General features: G+C 54.6%; 16 protein-coding genes and 5 pseudogenes. 5 read left to right on the forward strand and 16 right to left on the reverse strand.

Annotated elements, in window-relative coordinates; translation table 11 throughout:
• Nucleotides 1–10 precede the first annotated feature (10 nt).
• From tssA to tssB, 13 genes and pseudogenes are all read right to left on the reverse strand, one after another.
• A pseudogene (gene tssA, locus ACQ86O_RS21960) lies at nucleotides 11–1,398 on the reverse strand (type VI secretion system protein TssA).
• Between the two features lie 5 nt (nucleotides 1,399–1,403).
• Entirely contained in the window at nucleotides 1,404–2,069 is a 666-nt protein-coding gene (vasI, locus tag ACQ86O_RS21965) for a type VI secretion system-associated protein VasI (RefSeq protein ID WP_431222848.1), read from the reverse strand.
• The gene (locus ACQ86O_RS21970; protein ID WP_431222849.1) at nucleotides 2,066–2,854 is read right to left on the reverse strand and encodes a Fis family transcriptional regulator; all 789 of its coding nucleotides are present in this window, start codon (nucleotides 2,852–2,854) and stop codon (nucleotides 2,066–2,068) included. The genes vasI and ACQ86O_RS21970 overlap by 4 nt, the downstream gene beginning before the upstream one ends.
• On the reverse strand, nucleotides 2,851–5,454 hold the full coding sequence (tssH, locus tag ACQ86O_RS21975; RefSeq protein WP_431222850.1) for a type VI secretion system ATPase TssH: 2,604 nt from the start codon (nucleotides 5,452–5,454) through the stop codon (nucleotides 2,851–2,853). The genes ACQ86O_RS21970 and tssH overlap by 4 nt, the downstream gene beginning before the upstream one ends.
• A gap of 10 nt (nucleotides 5,455–5,464) precedes the next feature.
• A complete protein-coding gene (gene icmH / locus ACQ86O_RS21980; protein ID WP_431222851.1) occupies nucleotides 5,465–6,232 on the reverse strand; it encodes a type IVB secretion system protein IcmH/DotU in 768 nt (255 codons plus the stop codon).
• On the reverse strand, nucleotides 6,232–7,578 hold the full coding sequence (gene tssK / locus ACQ86O_RS21985) for a type VI secretion system baseplate subunit TssK (protein ID WP_431222852.1): 1,347 nt from the start codon (nucleotides 7,576–7,578) through the stop codon (nucleotides 6,232–6,234). Before tssK ends, icmH begins: the two co-directional genes overlap by 1 nt.
• Nucleotides 7,579–7,580: 2 nt before the next feature.
• Entirely contained in the window at nucleotides 7,581–8,087 is a 507-nt protein-coding gene (gene tssJ, locus ACQ86O_RS21990) for a type VI secretion system lipoprotein TssJ (RefSeq protein ID WP_431222853.1), read from the reverse strand.
• A pseudogene (gene tagH / locus ACQ86O_RS21995) lies at nucleotides 8,084–9,385 on the reverse strand (type VI secretion system-associated FHA domain protein TagH). Before tagH ends, tssJ begins: the two are co-directional and overlap by 4 nt.
• Before the next feature lie 25 nt (nucleotides 9,386–9,410).
• Nucleotides 9,411–10,463 carry a type VI secretion system baseplate subunit TssG gene (tssG, locus tag ACQ86O_RS22000; RefSeq protein WP_431222854.1) on the reverse strand — a complete coding sequence of 351 codons (1,053 nt, stop codon included), beginning with the start codon at nucleotides 10,461–10,463 and terminating at the stop codon, nucleotides 9,411–9,413.
• Nucleotides 10,427–12,228, reverse strand: a pseudogene (tssF, locus tag ACQ86O_RS22005) (type VI secretion system baseplate subunit TssF). The gene tssG and the pseudogene tssF overlap by 37 nt, the downstream one beginning before the upstream one ends.
• Complete coding sequence (gene tssE, locus ACQ86O_RS22010) at nucleotides 12,228–12,668, reverse strand: type VI secretion system baseplate subunit TssE (protein WP_431222855.1); 441 nt, start codon at nucleotides 12,666–12,668, stop codon at nucleotides 12,228–12,230. The pseudogene tssF and the gene tssE overlap by 1 nt, the downstream one beginning before the upstream one ends.
• Before the next feature lie 6 nt (nucleotides 12,669–12,674).
• Complete coding sequence (gene tssC / locus ACQ86O_RS22015) at nucleotides 12,675–14,156, reverse strand: type VI secretion system contractile sheath large subunit (RefSeq protein WP_431222856.1); 1,482 nt, start codon at nucleotides 14,154–14,156, stop codon at nucleotides 12,675–12,677.
• A 27-nt stretch (nucleotides 14,157–14,183) separates the two neighbouring features.
• Nucleotides 14,184–14,680: pseudogene (gene tssB / locus ACQ86O_RS22020) on the reverse strand (type VI secretion system contractile sheath small subunit).
• Between the two features lie 714 nt (nucleotides 14,681–15,394).
• Between tssB and ACQ86O_RS22025 the strand changes: the two are divergent.
• Nucleotides 15,395–15,913 (forward strand): Hcp family type VI secretion system effector, encoded by a 519-nt coding sequence (locus ACQ86O_RS22025; protein ID WP_431222857.1) that lies wholly within the window; start codon nucleotides 15,395–15,397, stop codon nucleotides 15,911–15,913.
• A gap of 274 nt (nucleotides 15,914–16,187) precedes the next feature.
• Here the strand turns inward: ACQ86O_RS22025 and flhA are convergent.
• The 3 genes and pseudogenes from flhA to hypA all read right to left on the reverse strand — a co-directional run bounded on the left by flhA (nucleotide 16,188) and on the right by hypA (nucleotide 19,127).
• A pseudogene (gene flhA / locus ACQ86O_RS22030) lies at nucleotides 16,188–18,253 on the reverse strand (formate hydrogenlyase transcriptional activator FlhA).
• 165 nt (nucleotides 18,254–18,418) lie between these two features.
• On the reverse strand, nucleotides 18,419–18,712 hold the full coding sequence (locus tag ACQ86O_RS22035) for a HypC/HybG/HupF family hydrogenase formation chaperone (RefSeq protein ID WP_431222858.1): 294 nt from the start codon (nucleotides 18,710–18,712) through the stop codon (nucleotides 18,419–18,421).
• Nucleotides 18,713–18,782: 70 nt separating this feature from the next.
• Nucleotides 18,783–19,127 carry a hydrogenase maturation nickel metallochaperone HypA gene (gene hypA / locus ACQ86O_RS22040; protein ID WP_431222859.1) on the reverse strand — a complete coding sequence of 115 codons (345 nt, stop codon included), beginning with the start codon at nucleotides 19,125–19,127 and terminating at the stop codon, nucleotides 18,783–18,785.
• A gap of 369 nt (nucleotides 19,128–19,496) precedes the next feature.
• On the opposite strand from hypA, the gene hydN reads away from it, so the two are divergent.
• From hydN to ACQ86O_RS22060, 4 genes are all read left to right on the forward strand, one after another.
• Entirely contained in the window at nucleotides 19,497–20,039 is a 543-nt protein-coding gene (gene hydN, locus ACQ86O_RS22045) for an electron transport protein HydN (protein ID WP_431222860.1), read from the forward strand.
• Nucleotides 20,040–20,282: 243 nt separating this feature from the next.
• Nucleotides 20,283–20,903: a 4Fe-4S dicluster domain-containing protein gene (locus ACQ86O_RS22050; RefSeq protein ID WP_431222861.1), complete on the forward strand. Its 621-nt coding sequence runs from the start codon at nucleotides 20,283–20,285 to the stop codon at nucleotides 20,901–20,903.
• A 2-nt stretch (nucleotides 20,904–20,905) separates the two neighbouring features.
• Nucleotides 20,906–22,921, forward strand: a complete 2,016-nt coding sequence (hyfB, locus tag ACQ86O_RS22055) for a hydrogenase 4 subunit B (protein ID WP_431222862.1) — start codon at nucleotides 20,906–20,908, stop codon at nucleotides 22,919–22,921.
• A gap of 9 nt (nucleotides 22,922–22,930) precedes the next feature.
• A complete protein-coding gene (locus ACQ86O_RS22060) occupies nucleotides 22,931–23,881 on the forward strand; it encodes a respiratory chain complex I subunit 1 family protein (RefSeq protein ID WP_431222863.1) in 951 nt (316 codons plus the stop codon).
• Nucleotides 23,882–23,887: the final 6 nt, after the last annotated feature.

Here is a 23,887-nt window from a genome sequence, read left to right on the forward strand (position 1 = left end):
TTCCCGGCCATCACGATTTGAGCTGCCGCTGCTTGTCTTTCAGCAAGGCGATCAACGTGGGTTCCCATTCGCTTAACTGCAATTGCTGGCCTACCTGCAACAGGTTGTGAAACTGCTGCTGTGCCAGCGCCGTCAGCCCGGCCTTTTCGAGCAGTTGAGCGCTGAGCAATTGATGGTAAAAGCGGTCCCTGGGTTCGGATTGCTGCGGTTGCCGATCGATCATCTGTAACGCGGCTTCCAATCCTTGCTGTTGATAGCATTGCCAAATTTCATCCTGTTCAAGAGTGGGACCGCCCCCGTAGCCCCCGTATCCTGCTGTAACCAGTTGGCAGACTCGGGGGAGAGGAATGGCGTCATATCGGTAAAATAGAGTGAAGTTAATGCCGGCATACGCGTGACAAAGGCGATAAGCTCGTCACGGATGGCCTGCGCCACATTGCCGAACCCCAGCCGGAGGGCGATCTGCGCCGAAAGCGCATGCCCATCCAGCCAATACGGGGCCAGCGTCAGGCTCTGTTCCACCTGCTGCCACAAGGCCAAATCAGCATTGGCCATGCGGGCCAGGTAATCGGCCGTGCGATCGACAGAGACGGCGGCCAGCGGGGTACGCCCGTCGGCCTGGGCCATCGGCGGGGCAGTCAAACCGCCCCAAAGGGCATGGCGGCGCAAACGAAAGCCTATCGCGGCCTCGGGTTGCAGTTCACACAGCAAATCCGCCATTTTCAGCAGCGTCTGCCGCCAGGCTTTGTCGCTGGAGTTATCAATGCTCAGGCTGGGGCTGACTCTGGCGGTTGCCGTGGCCGCCGCCGAATGGGCCTGAGTGCTTTCGTTTTCAGGGATAACTGCCTCAACAATGCGCTCGGGTATCCGCGCATAGCTGGTGCGCAGGTCATCCACCTCTTTAGCCAGTGCCGGTTCGCTGCTGTGCCAGGCCTGGGCCAGATGAGCCAGCAAACCTTGCACATCCTGGCGTTGTACCTCCGTCGCCCGCTGGCTGAAGCTGCTGCTGGCACTGTCAAAGCGTTTGAGGATCTGTTGGGCAAAACGGCGTTTGTGCAGCGGGTTCAGCGGCCAGGCGCTGGTCCAGAAATGCTGCACGTAATCGGTCAGTAGTGACATCGCCAACATCAGGTCGCTCGGTTGTCCTGCATGCTGCAAGGTGCGCAACAGATGCACCATCAGGCGGAAGTCTTTGCTTTTTTGCGAAAGCAGGGCCATTGCCTGCTGTTGCAGTTCATCGATGTTCAGTGAACCATGGGCCAACGAGCCCACTTTAACCATCTGGCTGTCGATATATTCCCATTGCGGATCATCGTCGGCCAGCGCCTGCGCGGTCTGTTCGGGCGTCAGTGGCGCCAGCAGTAATGCATGCCAGGGATGTTGTGACGTGCTATCCATAATCTTCACCAGTGACACGCGTTACGCAGCGGTTTTAACGCTGGCGTCAACTGCGAAATATTAAATGTCAGACGGGGAACACCGCTCCCTGCCCCGTCAATCGTCAGCGTTTCTGCCGACATCAGCCGTTTGATTTCGTCGATGCCAGCCAGCCCCCGGCTGGACTCCAGCAGGTAGCCGTTCTCACGCAGGAACCACTGCACATCAAAACGATCCTGATCAGCCATCAGCCGCACGCCACCGTCTTTTTGCGGACTGACCAGCGCGACCTGCAAGCGGGTGATATTGTCAATACAGCTAAACATCAGCACCGGTCTTGGCGGTGGTACGCCGATGGCCGGGGTGGTCAGTACCACCTGGGGATTTGCCCCTTCCCCTTCGCTGATCAGGAACGCCGTCGAGTGATCGGTGCGCCCTTTCTCCTGCGCCATGGCTCTTTGCCAGGCTGGCCCGGCCTGTATCTGGCCGATCTTGACGCCGTTGGCCGAGGATAATGCATCGTCGTAGCAGCTCAGGCGCAGCAGCGGCGAGCTTTCACTGCGGCAACGCATCACCAGCGCCAACTTTTGCGCATCGCCTTCAGCCTGGGGTGCCGGTAGCCCGGTCAACCACAGGGCGGCAGAATTGCTGCCAGAAAACAGTAACGAACTGATCAATAACCACGTATTCATAGCTGACACCTGTATTTCGTCATCTTGTAAACCAGGGCGCGCTGCGAAATCCCCAAGCTTTCAGCGATGCGGTTTTTGTCTTTGCCAAACAGACGTTGGCGCTGCGTCAGTACCGCCGCTTCGAACGCTTCCACCGCGTTCGTCAAGTCATCTATCTTGCTGTAATCGCGGGACAACTCCGGCGAAGTGGAGACGTCGGAGGTGCTCAGAGTGACCATCAACTCGTCCAGCTGTTTTTCACGCGTTTTGAACATCGAGCGCAGTTGGCTCAACTGTGTTCTCAAATGATCCATTTCTTGCAACTTGTTGAGGCGATGCTGAAAAACCTGGCAATAGACTGCGAACATACCTTCAGGGCTTGCAAAGCGACTGATTTGCTCGGCAAACACCGCAATAACCCCACAGGCACGCCCGTGGAAATCAAACAGCGGTAAGGCATACATCCCACAGCCATTTGGCAGTTGCTGGATAAAGTCACGGAAGCCGTCATTTTCTATGCGAACCCCGCGATTGAGCGAATTCCAGACTTCGGGTGCGCCGTTACGCAGCACCCTGACCAATGGATGATTGATATCTTCGATATCGGCATCGAGTTTCGCCGCGGGACGGCCTTTTGGGTCGCGCTCCCGGATACAATCAAGCTTTCCTTCACTGGCGTTGAACATCGCGACCATCATGGCGCCAAACCGTTGGTGATGATGGTTAAGCGTCAGAAAGCCGTGGATCAACTGCTCGGCCGAGTCGTTTTCCAGCAGGGCCAGCAAACTTTTCAGCCGTTGTCTCATAACGCCTCCTCAACCTGAGCGGTAAACGCATTCCCCTCCGTCGCAATACGGATATGGGCAATCGCCGTACCGGCCGCCATTTTTTGCAACAGTAGCAAAGAGACCGGTGGCAGCAGCGCGCCGTCGATAATCGATTCCAGCATGCGCGCGCCGTTTTCTGCACGGGTAGCTCGCAGCAGGATCTCTTCAATCACCTCTGGCTCAATCACCACGTCGGCGTTAAAGCGTTGGCGCAGCAGGCTATCCAGGCGGCCAAGTTTGCCGTGGATGATGGTCTGCAGGGTTTCTTTGCCCAGCGGCAGGTAAGGCACCACTTCCATACGGGCCAGTAACGCGGGTTTGAAGAAGGCTGCCAGTTCCGGGTACAGCCGTTCGTTGAGCAGTTCCGGCTGTTCGGCATGATCGACAATGGTCTGATAGCCGAGGTTGGAGGTGAGGAAGAACACGATGTTCTTGCAGTCGATAATGCGGCCTTCACCGTCGGCCAACTCGCCTTTGTCGAACGCCTGATAGAACAGGTTAAGCACGTCTGGATGCGCCTTTTCGACTTCATCAAGCAGCACTACCGAGTAAGGTTTCTGGCGGATAGCCTCCGTCAGCACGCCGCCTTCGCCATAGCCGACGTAGCCCGGCGGTGAACCGATCAGGCGTGAAACGGTGTGTTTTTCCTGGAATTCAGACATGTTGATGGTGGTGAGGTAATGCCGGCCACCGTACAACAGTTCGGCAATCTGCAATACCGTTTCGGTTTTACCGACACCGCTCGGCCCGACCAACAGGAAAGCCCCCATCGGGCGGCCCGGACGGCGCAAATCGGCCCTGGCCGTCAGCAGATGCTGATGCAGGCAGTGGATGGCGGTATCCTGCCCTTTGATCTGCTGGCCCAGGTAACTAGGTAGTTCAGTCACCACCGCCAGTTCGCTCTGCGACAGGCGATTTAACGGCACGCCGGTCCACTCGGCAATCACCGCCGCGATCTGGTGTTTATCCACATGCGGGGAAACCAGGGTCTGGTGCTGTTGCAACTGCTCCAGTTCGTCACCCAGCGCCGCCAAATTAACCACCTGTTCCTCGGTGGCCGGGTCTTCTTGCGTCAGTAACTCCGCACGCAAGGCGATAATCTGTTGCACCCGTTGCTGCTGTGTCTGCCAACTGGCGTGCAGAGCGGCAAGCTGCTGTTCAATCTCTTCACGCTGCTGGCGCAATTCGGATAAGCGTTCATCCGGGTGGCTCAGATTGAGGCGCTGCTCACGCTCCAGCATCTGGATTTCCATCGCCTGCTGATGCAGTTGCGTTTTCAACGCCGAAACCTGGCGCGGTGCCGAAGTCAGGTTGATAGCCACCCGCGCCGCGGCGGTATCCAGCACGTCGATGGCTTTATCTGGCAGTTGGCGGCCGGAGAGATAACGATCGCTGAGCACCGCCGCCGCTTGTAAAGCTTCGTCGTCGATCAGCACGCCGTGCGCCTGTTCATAAATGGTGCGCAGGCCGCGCATAATCACCGTCGCTTCTTCCGCGCTCGGTTCAGATACTTTGACCAACTGGAAACGGCGGGAAAGTGCGGCGTCTTTCTCGAAATACTTTTTGTATTCACTCCAGGTGGTGGCGGCGATAGTTTTCAGCTCACCGCGCGCCAATGCCGGCTTAAGCAGGTTGGAGATATCCAAGCCACCCTGCTGATTACCAGCGCCGATCAGCGTATGGGCTTCATCAATAAACAGGATAATTGGCGTTGCCGACTGGGCAATTTCCGCCATGATGCCCTTGAAGCGTTTCTCAAACTCCCCTTTCACCGCCGCACCGGCCTGCAACGCCCCCAGATCCAGCGTCATCAGTTCGCTATTTCGCAGTTTTTCCGGCACCTGATCGTCGACAATGCGCAGCGCCAGGCCCTCGATCAGGGCGCTCTTCCCGACACCGGCCTCGCCTACCACAATCGGGTTGTTCTTGCGGCGACGACAGAGGATGTCGATCATCAGGTCGATTTCTTCATCGCGGCACAGCACCGGGTCCAAAGTGCCTTTACGAGCCTGCTCGGTCATGTTGCTGGCATAGCGGGCCAGCAGGCTTTCGCCGTTAGCGGTGGCGGCAGCGGTTTTATCCGCCCCTTTTGGCTGTTGAGGCGTTTCGGCCGAATCCGCAGTCCAGTCATTAAAATTCTGGCGCAGCAGTTCGCGGTTAACCGGCGATAACAACCGGCTTGCCGCCGGTGTCAGGTAGCGCAGAGGGCTCAGCAGCAGGGTCAATACCATCACACCGCTACGCAGTTGAGCGTGATCCATCTCGGCCGAAGCCAATAGCCAGCTGTCTTGTAACCACTCGACCAACAGCGGGGAGAAGCTGGGGTAAGCCTGGGTCACCGACGGGTAGCCGGAAATACGTTGATCGAGCAGTTCCCGCAGTTCATCGGTTTCAACACCGGCATGGTTCAGGATCAGCCGGACATCACTCAACGGTGTGGCGATCATCTGCAGTAAGACCTGAGAGACCGTTATCTCCGCTTCCTGCTGGCTGACACAATGCGCCGCTGCCGCTTCCAGAGCATGGCGGGCAATCGGGTGAAGGCGGTTTACCAGGGTGGGCAAGTCAATTTGGATCATCGGTGCTTTCCTAGCTCAATAAGTTGTTTAGCTGCTGTAAAATATCCTGAGTCTGGTTGTGCAGGTGGATGGCATAAAACGCATAAATCACCGCCAGCAGACCGAGACCGCCCCACAACAAATGTTTGATGGTCAAACGCTTACTCAAGTAATAGCGACCGCCAAGGCGGTTTTGTTTCTGGTGTAAAACCGTCGGCGGTGCCTCACCACGCAACTGGTGCAGTTGGTGGTGCAGCCGCCGGAACAGCCGTTCAAAGTCATCGCTATTTTGCAACGTCACCTTGTAGCGGCCGCGATAGCCCAGGCAGAAACACAGATAGATGAACTCCAGCAGATCCTGGTAACGCTTGGGTTCCCCCAGCAGGCGTTCCAGCAGGACATACACCTTCTCGCCACCCCAGGTTTCATTATGGAAATGCACCAGCAAAGATTGCTGCAACCAGCCGTTTTGCGTATTCCAGCCGTGCCCCAACGCCGTTTCATCAATAAAGGTACAAAGCACATAGCGGAACGAGACGATCGCCCCTGGTTCGTAGCCTTTGGTTTGCAAGAACTGCTCGATGGCGCGGATATCCGTTACCACCTGCTGATACAGCTGATCCGGCAAGGGTTGGTTTTCCATATCCTTCAAGCGCAGCACCATGCCGAGTAACGGCGTGGCGGCATCCACCATCGCGTTGAGGCTTTCGCCACGCAGCGGCAGTTGATATTGCCGGTAAGTCGTGGCGGCTTCCGGCGCTGGGAACGGCGAGTTTTCCGTAACGGCGTGCATTTTCATCAGTTGCTCCTAATCGCCCAGAACTGCATATCCAGTTCAGGGAAATCCCCCGAGACGTGGAAGGCAATGGCGTTACTCTGCTGGATTTCTTTCCAGGCCGGGCTTTGCCGATCAAGCATGAAGTAGGTATATCCCGAATGGTAAGGCAGTTGGCGCGGTGCGGCAGACAGCGCCACCAGCGGTACGCCAGGCAACTGTACGCTAACCAGTTCGCGGATTTTCTCCATCGAGGTAATCTTAGTTTGCTGCACAAACTGACGCCGCAGTTGCTCTTGCGGGATCTGCGCCCGCACGGCCAGGACAAAGTCGGCAGTGCGTAACAGGTCGCGATCGTTGATCGCCGCCGTGCGGATACCATTTGGCTGCGAATGCAGTTGGATCGAGATGGCGCGTGGTGTCAGTACCGTGCTGAATACCTGGCGCAATGCCTGGAACAGCGGCTGGAAGCAGCTGGTAAGATCGTCATGGTTATAAATAAGGAAGCTGCCCGCCAGACGAGACTCATCGGTAAAGGTGCGCAGTTCGCCGCAGGTCTGCACCAGGTGGCTGTAAAAGTCTTGCGGATGCAGCACCGCCTGATGGGCGAGATGGGTAAACAGCGGTTGCATGCGGTTAAACACCTGCAACATCATAAATTCGGCGACGTCGGCAATCCCTTGCTGGCCTGGGGAGCCAATACGTTTTGCCAACAGCCGGGCACGTTCCACCAGCGTACCTTCCACCTCGTCCATAAAGCTCTTCAACTGGTTGGAAACGCTGAGCGTGGTGCAGGTAGGGATAAACTCTTCATCCAGGATCAATGAACCATCCGGATGCTTCTCTTTGATGCGGCACAATGGCAGCACGGAATAGGCGCTGAGATCTTCAGATCCCTGCATCAGGCGCGGTGCCAACTGGGCTAATACCAACTGGCTGACATCGCCGCCCTCGGTATGCAGATCCCGCACATCATCGGTATGCTCGCCATAGCGGATCGCGCCCGGCAGTTGGCTGTACTGGCTGGCCACTTCATTGATGGCGTCATTAAGCATCGGCAGAGCCAGGTAGATATCCCGGCTGGCGGCATCGTTGCAGTTCAGCACATCCATCGGCTTGGGTGCGCGATCCTGGTAAGGGATATCAAACACCGTGCCATCAGACAGGCTGCCGCTGGCCGCAATCAGGCCAATGCGCCCCAACTTCAGCAGTTCCTGATTGATGATCAGTGAGCTGAAACCGTAGCTGTAATCCTTCAGGGCAGTGAGGCGGCGCTGGAGTTGGTAGTCGTTATGTCTTTGCTGCTGTTGGAAATGTTGCGGCTTGATAAACAGGCCTTCGCGCCAAATCACCCGATTTTTGGTCGGCATGGTTATTCTTCCTCTTTCCGTAAGTCAATGTCGTCCGCTCTGACGTGGACCAAAACGTTATAGCGATGGCCTAGCCCGTTGATCTTGATTATTTTTTTCCATTCAGCACGGTTGTCGTCGGCATAATAGACAATCACGCCCAAGTAGTTGTTTTTCTCTTCCAGCTCGATAGGCGGCAGCTGTTTGTATTGATTAGGCAGCAGGGTGTATTCCTGATGATCGATGTAGTTTTTGCTCAACGTTTTTTTCAGCATGTCGCTGCCAAGCTGGTCATAGTCGGCCGCCAGCAGTTTGGAGTCTTCACTGAGATAAACCACCGCAATCTCGGTAGGTGCCGCTTCGCCCTTTTCATTCGGGTTGATGTTCGGCTCCGCCAGCAGTGTCAACCGGACGGTTGAAGGTTGTTCGGCAGCGCTAAGGGCGTTTTTGTTTTTCCATAGCGTGCAGCCCGAAAGCAAAAACGCCAGGCACAGCGCGCCCGTCAGCAAGTAACGTCTGCCCTGGATCATTGTTCACTGTCCTTCATCCCTTGGCGCAATGCCTGGTCATAAGCCTGTGCATACACTTCGCCAAACAGCTTTTCGAAACCTTGCTGGCGGCTGGAGGACAATTCCTGGTAGTAGTTTTTGTACATCTCCCAAGCCCAGGCTGCATCCCTCTCCTGGCGCTCATTACTGCGCAGGTATTGGGTAAAGCGCGTCAGTAAACGTTCCGGCGAGAAGGCTTCCAGCATGGTATCCAGCGCTTGGGCGATCGCCTGCTGATTGGCCTGATGATGCAGGCGCAGGTTATGCAGGCTCTCCGCGACCGCCGCAGGGGCAGAGAGGTGAACCGGGCTTTTCTGATCGGCAAACAGCAGGCTGAGCGTGGTGTCATAATCCATATTCAGACGCAGCGGGTTGTCTTCGAGCGGGCGCAGATGCTTGTCCTGCAGGCCATGTTGGCTACGCTGCAATGCCAGTAGCCCTTCGATGGTCGCCTTGAGGGTTTTACCGACCTCCTCAAGGAAGTCGTTCGCTTCCTGGCTGTTGCGGATCGGCAGTTGCGCGTCAAAACCGCGCATCAGCGGCGTGATTGCCACGTGTTGTTGCTGCATTTTGCCGTCTGGCTGGTCTGATTGGCCGGAAAGAAAACTGCTGATTTGTGGCAGATCGATAAACTCCTGATCCATTGCACTGTCCTTGGCACTATCAGAAAGTGGAGAAGAAAAAAGCGGGTTGCGGTAGCGATCCTGTTGCAGCGTCTGATCGACTTCATGGGTAGCCACCAGCGGGTCATGCATCGTCAGGCTTTCGGTTTCCAGGACCCGCAACGGATCGTGGCTGAAACCGTTGGCTACCGTGGAGGCCAGGCGCCCATCCAGATCCTGCTGGGCGGCCTGCGATGGCCCCCTTCCAGCATGGCTTCCAGCGGGTTGCTGTAGCTGGAAACCAGTGATTCCGGCGATACCATCAGCGGATCGATCATGTCTGCCGAGGAGCGGCTGATATGGCTCTTGATGGCCAGGTTACCCAGCAGGATTTCGTCACCTTGCTGAATGCGGACCCAACCAGAATTCGCCGCCAGCATCGACTGGTTGATATTCAAAGCGCCATTCAGCACCCGCAGGCAAAAGGAACCGTCCCGCCATTCAACGGCAAACTGCGCCGGGCTGACGTTGCCGCCTTGGTCCTGAATCGACCAATGGTGACTGTCGTCACTCCCAACGATCCCCCTGGGCGCTAAACAGGCTGCTGGCCTGTTTGCCACTTTCCAATTTGTCGCTGTTAACTACCCGCAATGATAGCGTCGGTTGCTGTTTGTCCATGGTCTCTATTCCTGAATCCTGATTGTCATTCCATAACGCTGATGGTTACGTGGGGCTTTTGTTCGGGATGCCCGAGAAAGCTGGTCCAGCCCAACAGGTTGTTTTGTTCTGTCCCCAGAATCATGCCGCCAACCTGTTGCTCTGCCAGCCCCAGACGCAAATCCCACGCGAACTGGTCACGCATGATGAAGGCAACAAACATCACTAACGGCCCGTAGTTGGGGCCGTTGGGTAAAAATGACAAGAACTGCTGGCGCGTCAGTTGGTTAATGCACAGCAAGAATTTCCCACTGCGATCTGCCACCTGCGAACCAAGCGAGAAATTAACCCCAAGCACCGATTTACCCTGATACTTCTGGCCTGTGAGCTTCATCCGGCTGCCGAGGCGATTCTGCTGTTCCGGGGCGATATTGACCTTGCGCAACTGCCAGCTTTGCAGCGTCACATCCGCCAGGTTGAAGCAGTGGGCAACCAGGCTGCAAATCACTTCCGGGGCACGGCCAGGGCTGGCCAGTAACCCGGCATAAGCCAGCATTTTGCCGTGGTTAATCTGCAGTTTTTTGCGCACTACCTCGCTGCCCAGGCCCACCAGGGCAAACATGCGCTGGGAGAAATCGTCGTTGCCGCCTTCCTCAAAACAGATGTAATAGCGATACTTGCGCCAGATCTGATGCAGCAACGTCAACAACCGGTGGTTGAACACATTGAGAAAATCCGTCAGCCGGTTTTCATTCTGGGCATCTTCCCAGGCCAGTGAGTCGAGGTAATAACCCGGCAACGGCGACTGGCTGCCATGCAGCCCGAGAAAGGAGACTTCGAGTTCAAACTGACCCCGAGCGGACGTCTCCAGCGCGACCACATCCCGGGTTGGGAAAGCCAGACTGGCAGTGGATTTAAAGCGGATCGCTTCTTCGGCAGGGTTGGCCGCGCCGGTGGATTTGGGCCACGCTACCGCCAATTGGTTGAGCAGCTCAACCAATTGATAAAAGTTGTAACGTGAAGCGTCCAGCACCGGCGGTGGCGGTGCTCCCTCAACACCGCTTACATCAATGCATGTTGACCTGTCTGTACCGGCCATTCGTAACATTCCTGATTATCAAGATTGATGACTTTTAAAAGGTGAAACGCATTTACGCTGGCATACAGGGAGAAGAAGCGTGCCAGCACCGTCCCGAAGAGATAGAGCTCCCCTTCAGAACCAAAAGCGCTCTGCTCCAGCCAAAGCGTGGTTTGCACGCCCCTGACCGGCAGCCCACGGAACAGCCTGTCGACAGGCTGAGTTTCGATGCGCGCAATCGCATCCAGTTTCTTTTGCGATGCCCTGGCAGACTGTCGGTTGTTGATGCTGGGGAAATCGTAGGTCCGCAGAACCTGCTTCAACGCGTCCTTGTCCAGCAACGACATGTAGTTCAACGACATATTGGACAGCAACGACCATTGCAGGCCACCGTCCAGCGCCGGATACAGCGGGACTGAAGGCCGGGTAATATTGCGGAAGGTGGCAAATGGGGGGCAGCCATCCATCGGATGCCGGATATCACCGACACGTAGCGTCAGGGGCAACTCGCGGTTGGTGCATGTCATGCTGACAGACATGTTCTCGTGCGCCATCACCACCTTCGATTCATCGCTGCGCACAAAGGAGATAAAGTGTTCAAAGCCTTTGCGGAATATGGAGTTCTTGACCCGCAAACGGTAATAGAGCGTGTTGCGCTCCTGCTTATGTTCAATCTGGTGATGGAAGCTTTCAAACGAGGGATAGGTTCTTGCCTCCCCCGCCCGGAGCCCCTGACCAACGGATCTTCTATCCAGCTATCAACCCGATCCACCGAAAAAATATCGTAGCGATCGGGGTGCTGATAACTGGCACACAGCGGGTATTCGGTTTTGGTGCCATCCAGGGAGATCGCTTCACTGTCGCGCTGGAACAGGTTCACTGCTGGCGCACAGTTGAGGCGCAAGCTGGTTGGCCGAATCTTGACCTCTGGCGGCAACGGCTGGGAGAAATGCAGGTTCAGGCTGAATTCACGGGCGTTAAGATGCGGAGGTAAATCGACCATCCCGGTAACATCAAAGAACAGGAAGCCCTCCGGGAAGCAGAAATACTCCTGCAATATGCGATAGCCCAGATAAGCATTTTTCGGGTAAGGCAGCAGCGCATCTTCACGCTCAAAACCTACCGGCTTGAAGTCGAAATCAGGCATCGGAATAGTGATATCATTGACCACCAGCTCCGCCCGTTCGAAATAATGACAGATCCAGAAGTAAAGCTGGCTGCTGGTATATCCGTCTTCACCCAGATAAAAACGCAGTTTGCCCAGTTGCAGGCCCTGCATATTCATTTCAGCTTCTGCGCCGAAGTGAATATTGAGGATACCCAGTTCATTACTGTTATTGACCGAAATGTTCTGGATAGCCAATGGCAACATCCAGACATCGCGACACAAGGTAAAGATACAGGGCTCGGGCTTGGAACCGTCGTCGTAAACGGATTTCTTCGAAATCAGCATGCTGGATATCTTGCCGCCACGGTTGATCAACGTGGCGCCGGTCACCATGCTGGCAGTCGGCGTATATTCGATAATGGTCATGCTGGGCGTGGGCCGCAAATAGTTCGGCCACAGCATATTCAGCAAACCGTGTGTCAGTTCTGGAAATTGGTCGTCAATCTTTTCGCGCAGGTTGCCGGTCAGAAAGGCAAAACCTTCCAACAGGCGTTCAACGTCTGGATCCGACCCTTGCTCGGATAAAAAAGCAGCAAGATGTGGGCGTTCGATTGCGGCATCCCGCCCTAATTGCCGGAGGTAATCCAGCTCATCCCTGAAGTACTTTTCGAACGACATTATGCTTCCTGGTTAAGGCAGTAGCGGCGGTTATTGTCCAAATGGATATTGAACTCGACGACATCGCCGATGTTGTCAAAATCAACCTGAGCACTGATATGGAAACTCAATAACAGTGGATCACCTTGATCCAGCAAGGATTGAACGGTAACGGCAGAAATCCTGGGCTCGTAACGCTCAATACACTCCTTGATGGCATGCTCGATACTCTTTCTGAAATCAGAGGTCGTGGCGGTGGCATCATTAAGATCAATAACCCCCAGGCCGGCAGCACTTTGGCAAGCTCCGGGGCGCGAATTGAGGACTTCGTTCAAATGCTGCTTGATTGAGATTAATAGCTCATGAACACGGCTATGATAGGAAGGGTTTTCGCCCTTCCCCTGAATACGCTCAAACAAGCTGGCAGAACTTCCTCGCTCCCAATTGAGAAGCGCAGCCATAGCCTGTTATTCCTTGTCCAGACGACCAACCAGCGACAGCTCGAAGCTCGCTCCCATATATTTGAAGTGTGGGCGCACCTGCATGGCAACCTGATACCAGCCCGGATCCCCTTCAACATCCAACACCTGGATCTGTGCAGAACGCAGAGGACGGCGGCTACGCACGTCTGTCGGCGGGTTTTCCTGATCGGCGATGTACTGCTTGAGCCAGATGTTGAGCTCACGCTCAAGGTCCTGACGCTCTTTCCATGAGCCAATCTGCTCACGTTGCAGCACTTTGATGTAGTGAGCCAGGCGGTTGATGATGAACATGTAAGGCAGTTGCGTACCCAACTTGTAGTTGGTTTCGGCCATACGCCCTTCGCGGGTGTTCGGGAACACCTTCGGCTTTTGTACCGAGTTCGCCGAGAAGAAAGCGGCATTGTCGCTTCCTTTGCGCATGGTCAGGGTAATAAAGCCTTCTTCCGCAAGTTCGAATTCACGGCGATCGGTGATCAGCACTTCGGTAGGGATTTTCGCCTGCACCTGGCCCATGGCTTCATACAGATGAACCGGCAGGTTGTGCACCGCACCACCGCTTTGCGGGCCGATGATATTCGGGCACCAGCGGTACTTGGCGAAGCTGTCTGTCAGGCAGGCTGCCAGCAGGAAGGCGGTATTACCCCACAGGAAATGCTCATGATTCTTGCTGACATCTTCGTAATAGTTGAAATTCTTGATCGGGTTTTCAACGGTCGAATATGGCAAACGCAGCAGGAAACGTGGCGTCGTCAGGCCCAGGTAGCGGGAATCTTCAGACTCGCGCAGAGCACGCCATTTGGTGTGGGCAGGCCCTTCAAAGACGGATTTCATGTCCTTGATGGCTGGCAGTTCGGTAAAGCTGTTGATGCCAAAGAAATCTGGCGCAACGCTGGAAAGGAACGGTGAATGCGCCATGGCCCCAACGGCGCTGACGTATTGCAACAGTTTCATATCCGGTGCGGTGTTGCTGAACGCATAGTTACCAATGATGGCCGCATTCGGTTCGCCACCAAACTGGCCATAACCGGAGGAATACACGTGCTTGTAGAAACCGGATTGGATAATTTCTGGTGAGAATTCAAAATCTTCCAGCAACTCTTCTTTGGTTGCGTGCATGATATTGATTTTGATGTTTTCACGGAAATCAGTGCGATCAACCAGCAGTTTCAATGAGCGCCACGAGGATTCGATTTCGCGGAATTCGCTGGCATGCAGAATTTCGTCCATTTGAGCACTGAGTTTTTTATCCAGCTCAATGATCATTTTATCGACCAGCAGTTTGTTGACTGGCTGCTCGCTGGTGCCGGTATCCAGAATGCTGGCGATAAATGCGGCAACGCCCTGTTTGGCAACGTCGTAGCCGTCATTTCCTGGTTGCATGCGCGTCTGAGACATAATTTCGTCTAGCAGGAAAGTGGCACTGGCAGGTTCTGCAGCTAAAACAGCATTTTCTTCATGTAAAGACATACGTAAGATTCCTTCTTCCCAGCTCAATTACTTTTGATTAAGAATGTCCAGTTCCTTTAACAACTGCTCACGCATCTCTTCATTGCCGAGTAAATCCTGCAGACGAGAGCGGAAAGCTGGAATGTTGCCCAGCGGCCCTTTCAACGCCACCAGCGCTTCACGCAACTCCAGGATTTTTTGAGCTCAGGGACGTTTTTCGCCACGTTATCTGGTGAAAAATCATTCAGGGAGTTGATAGACAATGCTACCGGCAACTCTTCCTGATCTTTGCCTTCCAGATGATTGGGTACGCTGAACGATAAGTTGATATTCGCTTCGTTCATTACCGCATTGAAGTTGTTCTTGTTGATAGAGACAACCTGACGCTCCTCAATTGGAGTATCTTCACGAACACCTTTGAGATCGCCAACCACCAACAGGCTTAATGGCAATTCAATTTCAGCGGTCTGATCGCCGGTGTTAGGAACATACTTGATATTTATCCTTTCCTTGGGAGCAACACTGCTTTGATTATTCTTACTCATAACTCGTCCTTTTAGTCACTATAAGGAATACCAGCTAATGTTTTCATTCAGACAATAAAAAATTGCCGAAAATGACATTCAGACATCATCAGTAGTAATAGAATTACTAGCATCTATTTATTGAAAATATCCATTATTGCAACATAGGCCGTAAGGATCCTCGCCACGATGCGCCAGGCGCAAAAATATCTTAAAAAGATGATTAATCACTTCCCACCAGCCAATACTTACTTCAAAATTAGGAAAATTCCCATATTAGCCCGGCTTTACTAATCATATCGTCCACTATCTGTAAGGTAAAAGTCCATAAGTTTTTCTTTATGAAACGGTTGAAAGTAAAGCAATTCGCAAGATGGTTTTTTTCGCTATGATCATAAAAAATAATTTTATTGAAAATCGATAAGCACATTAAAAACAACAACTTTTCTTGTTTTTTCATTTGACGTGATTATAAATTCGCTTCATTGCATAAGAAAATACAATCATTAAGACAGTACAAAAACCTACATAAACAAATATTATAATTTTTTCCACTATTAAGCTTATCAATAAAAATTCTAAATCTGTGGGTGACTTGGCATCAAGAAAAGACCTGCATATAGTGATGTCAGAAGTGAAGAAGTGGAAACTGTTACATCCGTACTGGCTATATTACAACCAGCGGACGTGACTAGCATTGAGTTATTATTACGCTAACCAACAAGGATATTTAAGATGCCAACTCCAGCTTATATCGCCATCACAGGGAAAACGCAGGGCAATATTACTGCAGGCGCTTTTACCGCCGAATCCGTAGGTAATATTTTTGTTCAAGGCCACGAAGATCAAATGTTGGTGCAGGAATTTGAACATATTGTCACTGTACCTACCGATCCTCAGTCTGGCCAACCTGCAGGCCAACGTGCGCACAAGCCATTCCGCTTCACCGTGGCTTACAACAAAGCCGTACCTTTGCTGTATAACGCACTGGCGTCTGGCGAAATGCTGCCAACGGTTGAACTGAAATGGTACCGCACGTCGATTGAAGGTAAACAAGAGCACTTCTTCACCACCAAACTGGAAGATGCCACTATTATCGATATCGACTGTAAGATGCCGCATTGCCAGGATCCGACCAAAGCTGAGTTTACTCAGTTGGTTCGCGTTTCACTGGCCTACCGTAAGATCACTTGGGAACACAACACCGCAGGTACCTCTGGTGCGGATGACTGGCGTGCCCCGATCGAAGCCTAAATCCAGGTTTAGGTTTGCCAAGCAGCCAATTGCGAAATTGGCTGCTGTTTATACCCACAGCCCTTCAAACTGCAGCGTAGTTACCTGCCTTCCCCCTGTCATTTTTCTCTAATCAGTGCCAACGGATGCGCTTGAGCGACCAACTCGAAATTCATCGGATATATGCAGCGTAATTCTGATATTAATTATTCCTCTCCTGCAAATATAACCAGCGCCTGCGATCATCTTTTTTATGCGATTATTAATTATTACAAGGCAAATAACTTTCCAGCTATTAATTCGCAGAAATACCCCATTTTTTCATTCGCGAAAGCAGCGTAGTTCGCTTCAGCCCAAGCCGCTGTGCAGCACCCCGTGGGCCAGCGACCACGCCGTTGGTTTCTCTTAATACCCGGATAATACGTTGGCGTTCGTCCTCTGGCGATTGCGCAGCCTCGGTTGCCATAACCGGGGCTACCACAGATCGTTGCGTATATTGCAATTCGGGCAGTGGCAGGTTGAGCACCGTGCCCTGAGTCAGTAATACCGCTCGCTCAATCACATTTTCCAGTTCACGCACGTTCCCTGGCCACGGCATGCGGCTCAGCAGACGCAGCGTTTCTGCCGGGATGCTGTCAATAGTCCGTTTCATCCGGCGGGCAATCTTGTGGGTCAGGAACTTGACCAGATCTGGAATATCCTCCGGTCTCTCACGCAGTGGCGGGATCACAATCGGGAAGACGTTCAGCCGATAGAACAGATCGCTACGGAACTCACGGTCAGCCACCATTTGCTGTAAATCCCGGTTGGTGGCGGCAATCAGGCGGATATCCACCGAGATCAGTTTGTTACCTCCAACCCGTTCAAACTCCCTTTCTTGCAGCACCCGTAGCAGTTTGGGTTGCAGCTCAATCGGGATTTCCCCCACCTCATCCAGGAACAGCGTGCCCTTCTCCGCCAGCTCAAAACGCCCCATACGCTGCGTTGAGGCCCCGGTGAAGGAGCCTTTTTCATGGCCAAACAGATCGCTTTCCAATAGACCGGCAGGCATCACCGCACAGTTCATTTTCACCATGCGCTGGTCACGCCGCTCGCTCAGGTTGTGGATCGCGCGGGCAATCAGTTCTTTGCCCGTGCCGGTTTCCCCGAGGATAAGTACCGAGCAATCACTTCTCGCGACTATTTCGACCTGTTTGAGCACCGCAGACATCCCCGTACTGCGCCCGACAATTTCGCTCAGATCGGGATTATTAATGTTAATTTGCTCGGTCAGATACAGATTCTCATGCACCAGGCTCTCTTTTAGCCGGTTGATTTCCTGGCACGCCAGCGCATTGTCCACTGCAATGGCAATGCGTTCGGCGATTTGCTGCAGCACCCGCAGGTTGCCTGCGTTGAAGCCACCGGGCTGGCATTGCGCCAACTTCAGGACACCCAATTTTTTTGCCCGAAGATCAACGGCAGGACGCACAATGACTCGATCCTGCCTTGCGAGATATCAGACAGCCGCCGCTCATAACCGGTAAGATGCTCGGCATTTTTAAGGTTCAGCAACAGCATTTCGCCGCTTTGCATCACCCGTTCCGTTAAAGTCCCGGCCAACGCCGCGTTGTATTGCTGGCGTTCAGCAAGGTTGTCGTGCAGATAATGCGTGGAGTAAATGGTGATTTGATCTGCGTGATTACTGCGCAACACAATGCTGATGGCGTCACTTTTGAAGAAGTGGTGGATCTTCTGCGAAATCTCCCCCATGACATCGTCCAGATCGAGCTTTGACAGTACCGCATTGGTGACATCCACCAAAATACGATAATCATCCAGCTCATGGCGCAGTTGATGTTGCTGCCTTTCGGCGCTCTCTATCAACAGGATCTGTTCCGTTGCCAACGCCACCAATTCCATCAGCGTCTGTAGCTGCACCAGGCTGGCATCACTGAATGGTTCAGGAGCACTGCGCAGTAATTCACATCCGCCAATCAGCCGCCCACCGGCATGTAAGGGTAACAGGCAGTATTCGTTAAACGGGGGCAGCAGTGCCAAGGATCTGATTTGCGGATAGCGGGCGTGCAGGTCTTCGGCCTGCCAACGCTGGGGCAGCGAGCTGTGTCTGAACAGACTCACCGGCCCATTCGCCAGCAGCGTTTCATCCTGATAGCGGACCAATTGCTGGCCTTGGTCAAGCCCATAAAAACTAACCCGCTCGCTGTGGGGCTCAAACAACACCAGTGCAACGCTGTCTGCCAATTGTAAACGCTGTAATATCTGGCAGAGCTGTGGCAGCAGGAGGTTGAAACTACGCTGGCCGAGTAACATTCGGGTAATTTCGAGCAGTTCTTGCTTTTCTAAACGTACATTCGACATTCTTTACCACTTGTCTGAGTAACGAACATGACTTCCAGCGAGCAACCTCACAAAGTGTAATGTTAAGTAATGCTAATTTCTCCCTACCGGATCAACAAATATGTGGCTAACGCGCTGATGAGATTGCTCCCCTCAACCGCTGGCTCTTGTGGGGTCGGGTATTGTTCAGCGCAATCCATCCCGGCCCTCTCCCGCCATAAATAGCGCCACGTCCGGTTCCACCTCCCCCATGGCTTGCAGGACCGACAGCGTTTCCTGTGCCTCATGCTCATCAAGGCGGCTCATGGCAAACCCCACATGAACCAACACCCAACGGCCGATTAATGCCTCCGGCGGTTCACCTTCCTGACACACCAGAGCAATGTTGACCTCACGCTGCACGCCGCAGACATCGACCCAGGCGTGTTGTGGCTGGCTGGCCTCCAGTGCCACCACCTTACCGGGAATACCTATACACATAACTGAGCCCCCAGGTGGGCTGATCCCGGCTTGACCCGTTCATCACTGCACATTGCTTATTCCCCGTTGCCTATTCAATTTCCAGGCGTTTAATTTGTAAACCGTCATCAGCCTGTACCCGCAAGTTACGCCCGTTGCAACGCGGGCAGACCAAAACCCGGGGTGTCAGCAATGGGACATCCGCCTGGCAGTCATGGCACCAGCACTGCGCCTGCTGTTCGATCAGATGCAATTGGCACCCCTCGGCCAAAGTGCCACGGCATACCATGTCAAAACAGAACCTCAGTGAATCCGCTTCCACGCAGGAAAATGCGCCAAGCTCGAACCATACGGCGGTAATGCGCCGGGCGCGATGCTGCTGGGCATGTTGCTGCATGATGTCCATCGCATGATGGCATAAGGTTATTTCATGCATTCGGCCCCCTTTTAACGCGATCAATGCCTGATGCGGCCTATGCCTGCAAATAGGGTGCCAAAGTGGGGTGAGCAGGAAACACCGGATACACTCCCCCATAAACCTCAACCCCCCAGGGAGGAAGTGACATTTTTGCTGTCGATTTCGTCAAAAATGACGAAACCGGACACCACGCCCAGTGACGAAAGCCCGGCCTGGCGTCGTCTTTTATGTCATCAAACTGTCGATACCCATGTCAGGAAATAAGTAATTTATTGTTTTAAAACAACTTACTCTGACTGGCATGTTTTATGTATAGCTAAACCCAGAACATACTCGACGGCTTGTCGCCTGCGATTTAAAAGATGAAAGGTCACTCAGGAGTTATTGATGAACAGGTTTATCATCGCCGATCCCAAAAAATGTATCGGCTGCCGTACTTGTGAGATTGCCTGCGTGATGGCCCATAGCCATAACCAGGATATTGCCGCACTGGATGCCGCCCATTTTGCCCCGCGCCTGCACCTGCTTAAAGGCCCCAACATCAGCACCGTGGTGCTGTGCCGCCAGTGCGAGGATGCCCCCTGTGCCAGCGCCTGCCCCAATGGGGCCATCAGCCAGACCGGTGGCATGGTAAACGTCACACAGGAACGTTGCATCGGCTGCAAAGCCTGTGTCATGGCCTGCCCTTACGGGGTCATGGAGGTGATTACCCGCCCGGTTGCCCGCCAGAACGGCGCATTGATGCTCTCAGCCAGCGAAAAGGCTGAAGCGCATAAATGTGATCTCTGCACCGGGCGCGAAAGCGGCCCGGCCTGTATGGAATTCTGCCCGACCGAGGCGCTGCACTGTGTCGATAGTAAGATGCTACAGAAAATGAACGCAGAAAAACGCCGCCGAGCCGCACTGGACCCGATTTCGTTGTCATTTTAGCCCCATCAGTGCCTGCATCCCCGGATGCAGGCTTCTTCATCGCGATCATCAGCAGTGCCGACACGGATGACGATTCGACAGTTCGACACGCTCCAACCGCCAGCCAATTTGCCAAATCCCTTGCCCCGCCTGGCCCAGGCTCCATTTCCGGCTCCTGGCATGGAAAATGCTTAATAACAGGAAATTATAGCTGGCCCCTCAACCCAGCCAGACTGTAAACCGCTTTCTCTTGGAGGAAAGGCTATGAACCGCTTTGTTATTGCGGAGCCTCAGCAATGTATAGGATGCAATACCTGCATGGCCGCCTGCACCGAAGTGCACAAGGCTGAAGGGCTACAGTCGCATCCCCGGCTGACCGTGACGCGCGTCGGTGATCAGACGGCACCGATACTTTGCCGCCAGTGTGAGGATGCGCCCTGTGCGCGTGTTTGCCCGGTCAATGCCATCACTCATGGTGAGCATGCCATCGAATTAAATGAAAGCCTGTGCATTGGCTGCAAGCTATGCGGCCTGGCTTGCCCCTTCGGGGCCATTACCCCTTCCGGCAGTTCACCGGTCAATATCCCGCCGATGTTCGAGCACTACGTGCCAGCAGAACTGTTGCCAGACGTGCCCACCAGCCCGGCCAATCAGTCCGCCTATCTTTCATGGAATGCCGGGATCCGCACGGTGGCGGTGAAGTGCGATCTCTGCGCTTTCCTCGCTGAGGGGCCGGAATGTGTGCGCATCTGCCCAACCAATACCCTGTATCTCATCGACGAAAATCAGCTTGAGCAGGAAGCTCAGGCCCGGCGTCTGGCACGAATCGATCAGGTGTCAATCGGGTGGACATCCCCTCCTTCACTCACCAGGGAGCAGAAATAATCATGGACTCTCTCTATCTACTTGCTTGGGCGGTGGTGATTTATGTCGCTGGCGGCGTGCTGTCACTGTTGCTGTTCCGTCAGGAACGTATGGCGATCCTGGTCGCTGGGATCACCGCGATGGTCGGTGGCCTGCTAGGGTTATGCAGCGCCGTACCGGTGTTGTTGAGTGGGCAACCCCTCACCTTCTCTACCCCCGGCCTGTTCTCATTTGCCGCCTTTGTGGTCCGGATGGACTCGCTGGCCGCTTTTATGCTGATAGTGATTTCGTTATTGGTCACCGTTTGCGCGTTGTATTCCATTTCTTATGTGCAGGAATATCGCGGTAAAGGCGCCTGGAGCATGGGGTTCTTTATGAATCTGTTTATCGCCTCCATGGTCGGCCTGGTGGTGATGGACAACGCCTTCTACTTTATCATTCTGTTCGAAATGATGTCCCTCGCCTCCTGGTTCCTGGTGATTGCCGATCAGGAAGAAGAATCCATCAACGCCGGTTTGCTGTATTTCTTTATCGCCCATGCCGGATCGGTGCTGATCATGATCGCCTTCTTCCTGATGTGGCGGCAAAGCGGCAGCCTGGACTTCGACGCCTTCCGCCAGCTTTCGCTCTCCCCGTGGCTGGCTTCGGTGGTTTTCCTGCTGGCCTTCTTTGGTTTTGGTGCCAAAGCGGGAATGCTGCCATTGCACAGTTGGCTACCCCGGGCGCACCCGGCAGCGCCTTCTCATGCTTCGGCACTGATGTCCGGCGTAATGGTGAAGATAGGTATTTTCGGCATTATCAAGGTGGGGATCGATCTGCTGGGTGCCGCTGAAATGTGGTGGGGGATCGTGGTGCTGGCCTTTGGCGCGGTGTCTGCGGTGCTGGGGGTGCTGTATGCCCTGGCCGAACATGATATCAAGCGGCTGCTGGCCTGGCACACGGTGGAGAACATCGGCATTATTTTGATGGGCGTTGGCGTAGCGATGGTCGGCATAGCGGGCGGTCATCCGGTGATGGCGGCGCTGGGCCTGTTGGGCGCGTTGTATCATCTGCTCAACCACGCGGTGTTTAAAGGCTTGCTGTTCCTGGGCGCGGGCGCGGTGATTTGGCGCGTTCACACCCGCGATATGGAACAGATGGGCGGCCTGGCAAAACTGATGCCATTGACCGGCCTGGCCTTCCTGATCGGCTGTATGTCGATCTCGGCTTTACCTCCTCTGAACGGTTTTATCAGCGAGTGGTACACCTACCAGGCGCTGTTCTCCATGAGCCACGATGGCAATTTCATCATGCGTCTCAGCGGCCCGATTGCCATGGTGATGCTGGCCATCACCGGGGCGCTGGCGGCCATGTGCTTCGTCAAGGTCTACGGCGTCAGTTTCTGCGGTGGGCCACGCAGCGAAAAAGCGGCCCTGGCCCGGGAAGTCCCCTGGCCGATGACGGCAGCCATGTTGCTGCTGGCCCTGCTGTGCGTCCTGCTCGGCGTGGGGGCAAGTCAGGTTGCGCCAGTGCTGGCGCAGGTTGCCATGACGCTGGTCGGCACTCATGACGTCGTGGTGGCTCAAGGTTCGTTACTGGTTCCGCAGCAGGCAAGCCAGGCGATGCTGTCACCCGCGTTGACCTTTATCCTGCTGATCGCGCTGCCACTGCTGCCGCTGGCGGTTTACCTGATGCTCAAAGGCAACCAGTCGGGCTTTCGCCGCCGTGGCGATCCCTGGGCCTGTGGCTACAACTGGGAGCCAGCCATGGCGGTTTCTGCCGGGGGCTTCACTCAGCCGCTCCGTGCCATGTTTGCCTCCTGGTACCGTCTGCGCAAACAACTCGATCCTACCGCTGGATTGGCGCGGGCATTGGAACACACCACGAATGGGGCAACCCGCGCCGAGCCTTTCTGGGATGACTGGATTATCAATCCGTTGGTCAGAGGGGTTCAGCGCCTGGGTGTGCGGTTACAGGTGTTGCAGAGCGGCGATTTCCGCTTCTATTGCCTGTATGTCGTGATCGCGCTGATCACGCTGCTGTTGATTGTCGCGGTTTAGGGGGTATTCATGTCGATGCAGGAAACGCCATCGTTGATGATGGGACTCTTCGCGCTGACTCAGGCGCTGATTATGCTGGCGATCGCGCCGTTGTTTACCGGTATTTCCCGCCAGATCCGCGCCCGGATGCATTCGCGCCGTGGCCCCGGGATCTGGCAGGACTACCGTGATATGGGCAAGCTGTTCAAACGCCAGGAGGTCGCCCCGGCCCAGTCTGGTGCCGTGTTCCGCATCATGCCCTATGTGCTGCTGAGCAGCATGTTACTGGTCGCCATGACGTTGCCAATCTTCACGCGGACCTCACCTTTTGCCGCCGCGGGGGATTTGATCACCCTGCTTTATCTGTTCGCGCTGTTCCGCTTCTTCTTCTCACTGTCTGGCCTGGATACCGGCAGCCCGTTTGCCGGGATAGGCGCCAGCCGTGAACTGACGCTGGGCGTGCTGGTCGAGCCCACGCTGATCCTGGCGCTGCTGGTAGTGGCCCTGATCGCTGGTTCAACCAATATCGGCACCATCAGCGCCACGCTGACCGAGGGTTGGAGCTCCCCAACGGCAACCCTGCTGGCGCTTCTGGCCTGCGGATTCGCTGCGTTTATCGAAATGGGCAAAATCCCCTTCGACGTAGCGGAGGCGGAGCAGGAATTACAGGAAGGGCCACTGACCGAATACTCCGGCTCTGGCCTGGCCCTGGTGAAATGGGGGATCGGCCTGAAACAGGTGGTGGTCGCCCAGTTGTTCCTGGCGGTTTTCATTCCCTTTGGCAAGGCGGCGGAACTGACGCTACCCGCGCTGTCGCTGGCCGCACTCATCATGCTGGCCAAACTGTTGGGCGTGTTTGTCATCGCCTCTATTTTTGAAAATACCTTAGCCCGTGGGCGGTTTTTACTGACGCACCACGTCACCTGGCTCGGTTTTGGCGTTGCAGCGCTGGCCTTTGTCTTTTATCTAACCGGTCTGTAAGGCGCC

It is taken from the genome of Serratia sp. L9, assembly GCF_050632285.1.
Taxonomy (GTDB): domain Bacteria; phylum Pseudomonadota; class Gammaproteobacteria; order Enterobacterales; family Enterobacteriaceae; genus Chania.

Coding starts and splice junctions, on each gene's coding strand:
- ACQ86O_RS22035 (WP_431222858.1), bottom strand. CDS start 18,712: ATGTGTATAGGTATTCCCGGTAAGGTGGTGGCACTGGAGGCCAGCCAG.
- vasI (WP_431222848.1), bottom strand. CDS start 2,069: ATGAATACGTGGTTATTGATCAGTTCGTTACTGTTTTCTGGCAGCAAT.
- hydN (WP_431222860.1), top strand. CDS start 19,497: ATGAACAGGTTTATCATCGCCGATCCCAAAAAATGTATCGGCTGCCGT.
- tssJ (WP_431222853.1), bottom strand. CDS start 8,087: ATGATCCAGGGCAGACGTTACTTGCTGACGGGCGCGCTGTGCCTGGCG.
- icmH (WP_431222851.1), bottom strand. CDS start 6,232: ATGAAAATGCACGCCGTTACGGAAAACTCGCCGTTCCCAGCGCCGGAA.
- hyfB (WP_431222862.1), top strand. CDS start 20,906: ATGGACTCTCTCTATCTACTTGCTTGGGCGGTGGTGATTTATGTCGCT.
- tssH (WP_431222850.1), bottom strand. CDS start 5,454: ATGATCCAAATTGACTTGCCCACCCTGGTAAACCGCCTTCACCCGATT.
- tssK (WP_431222852.1), bottom strand. CDS start 7,578: ATGCCGACCAAAAATCGGGTGATTTGGCGCGAAGGCCTGTTTATCAAG.
- tssC (WP_431222856.1), bottom strand. CDS start 14,156: ATGTCTTTACATGAAGAAAATGCTGTTTTAGCTGCAGAACCTGCCAGT.
- ACQ86O_RS22050 (WP_431222861.1), top strand. CDS start 20,283: ATGAACCGCTTTGTTATTGCGGAGCCTCAGCAATGTATAGGATGCAAT.
- tssG (WP_431222854.1), bottom strand. CDS start 10,463: ATGGCCGGTACAGACAGGTCAACATGCATTGATGTAAGCGGTGTTGAG.
- hypA (WP_431222859.1), bottom strand. CDS start 19,127: ATGCATGAAATAACCTTATGCCATCATGCGATGGACATCATGCAGCAA.
- ACQ86O_RS21970 (WP_431222849.1), bottom strand. CDS start 2,854: ATGAGACAACGGCTGAAAAGTTTGCTGGCCCTGCTGGAAAACGACTCG.
- ACQ86O_RS22025 (WP_431222857.1), top strand. CDS start 15,395: ATGCCAACTCCAGCTTATATCGCCATCACAGGGAAAACGCAGGGCAAT.
- ACQ86O_RS22060 (WP_431222863.1), top strand. CDS start 22,931: ATGTCGATGCAGGAAACGCCATCGTTGATGATGGGACTCTTCGCGCTG.
- tssE (WP_431222855.1), bottom strand. CDS start 12,668: ATGGCTGCGCTTCTCAATTGGGAGCGAGGAAGTTCTGCCAGCTTGTTT.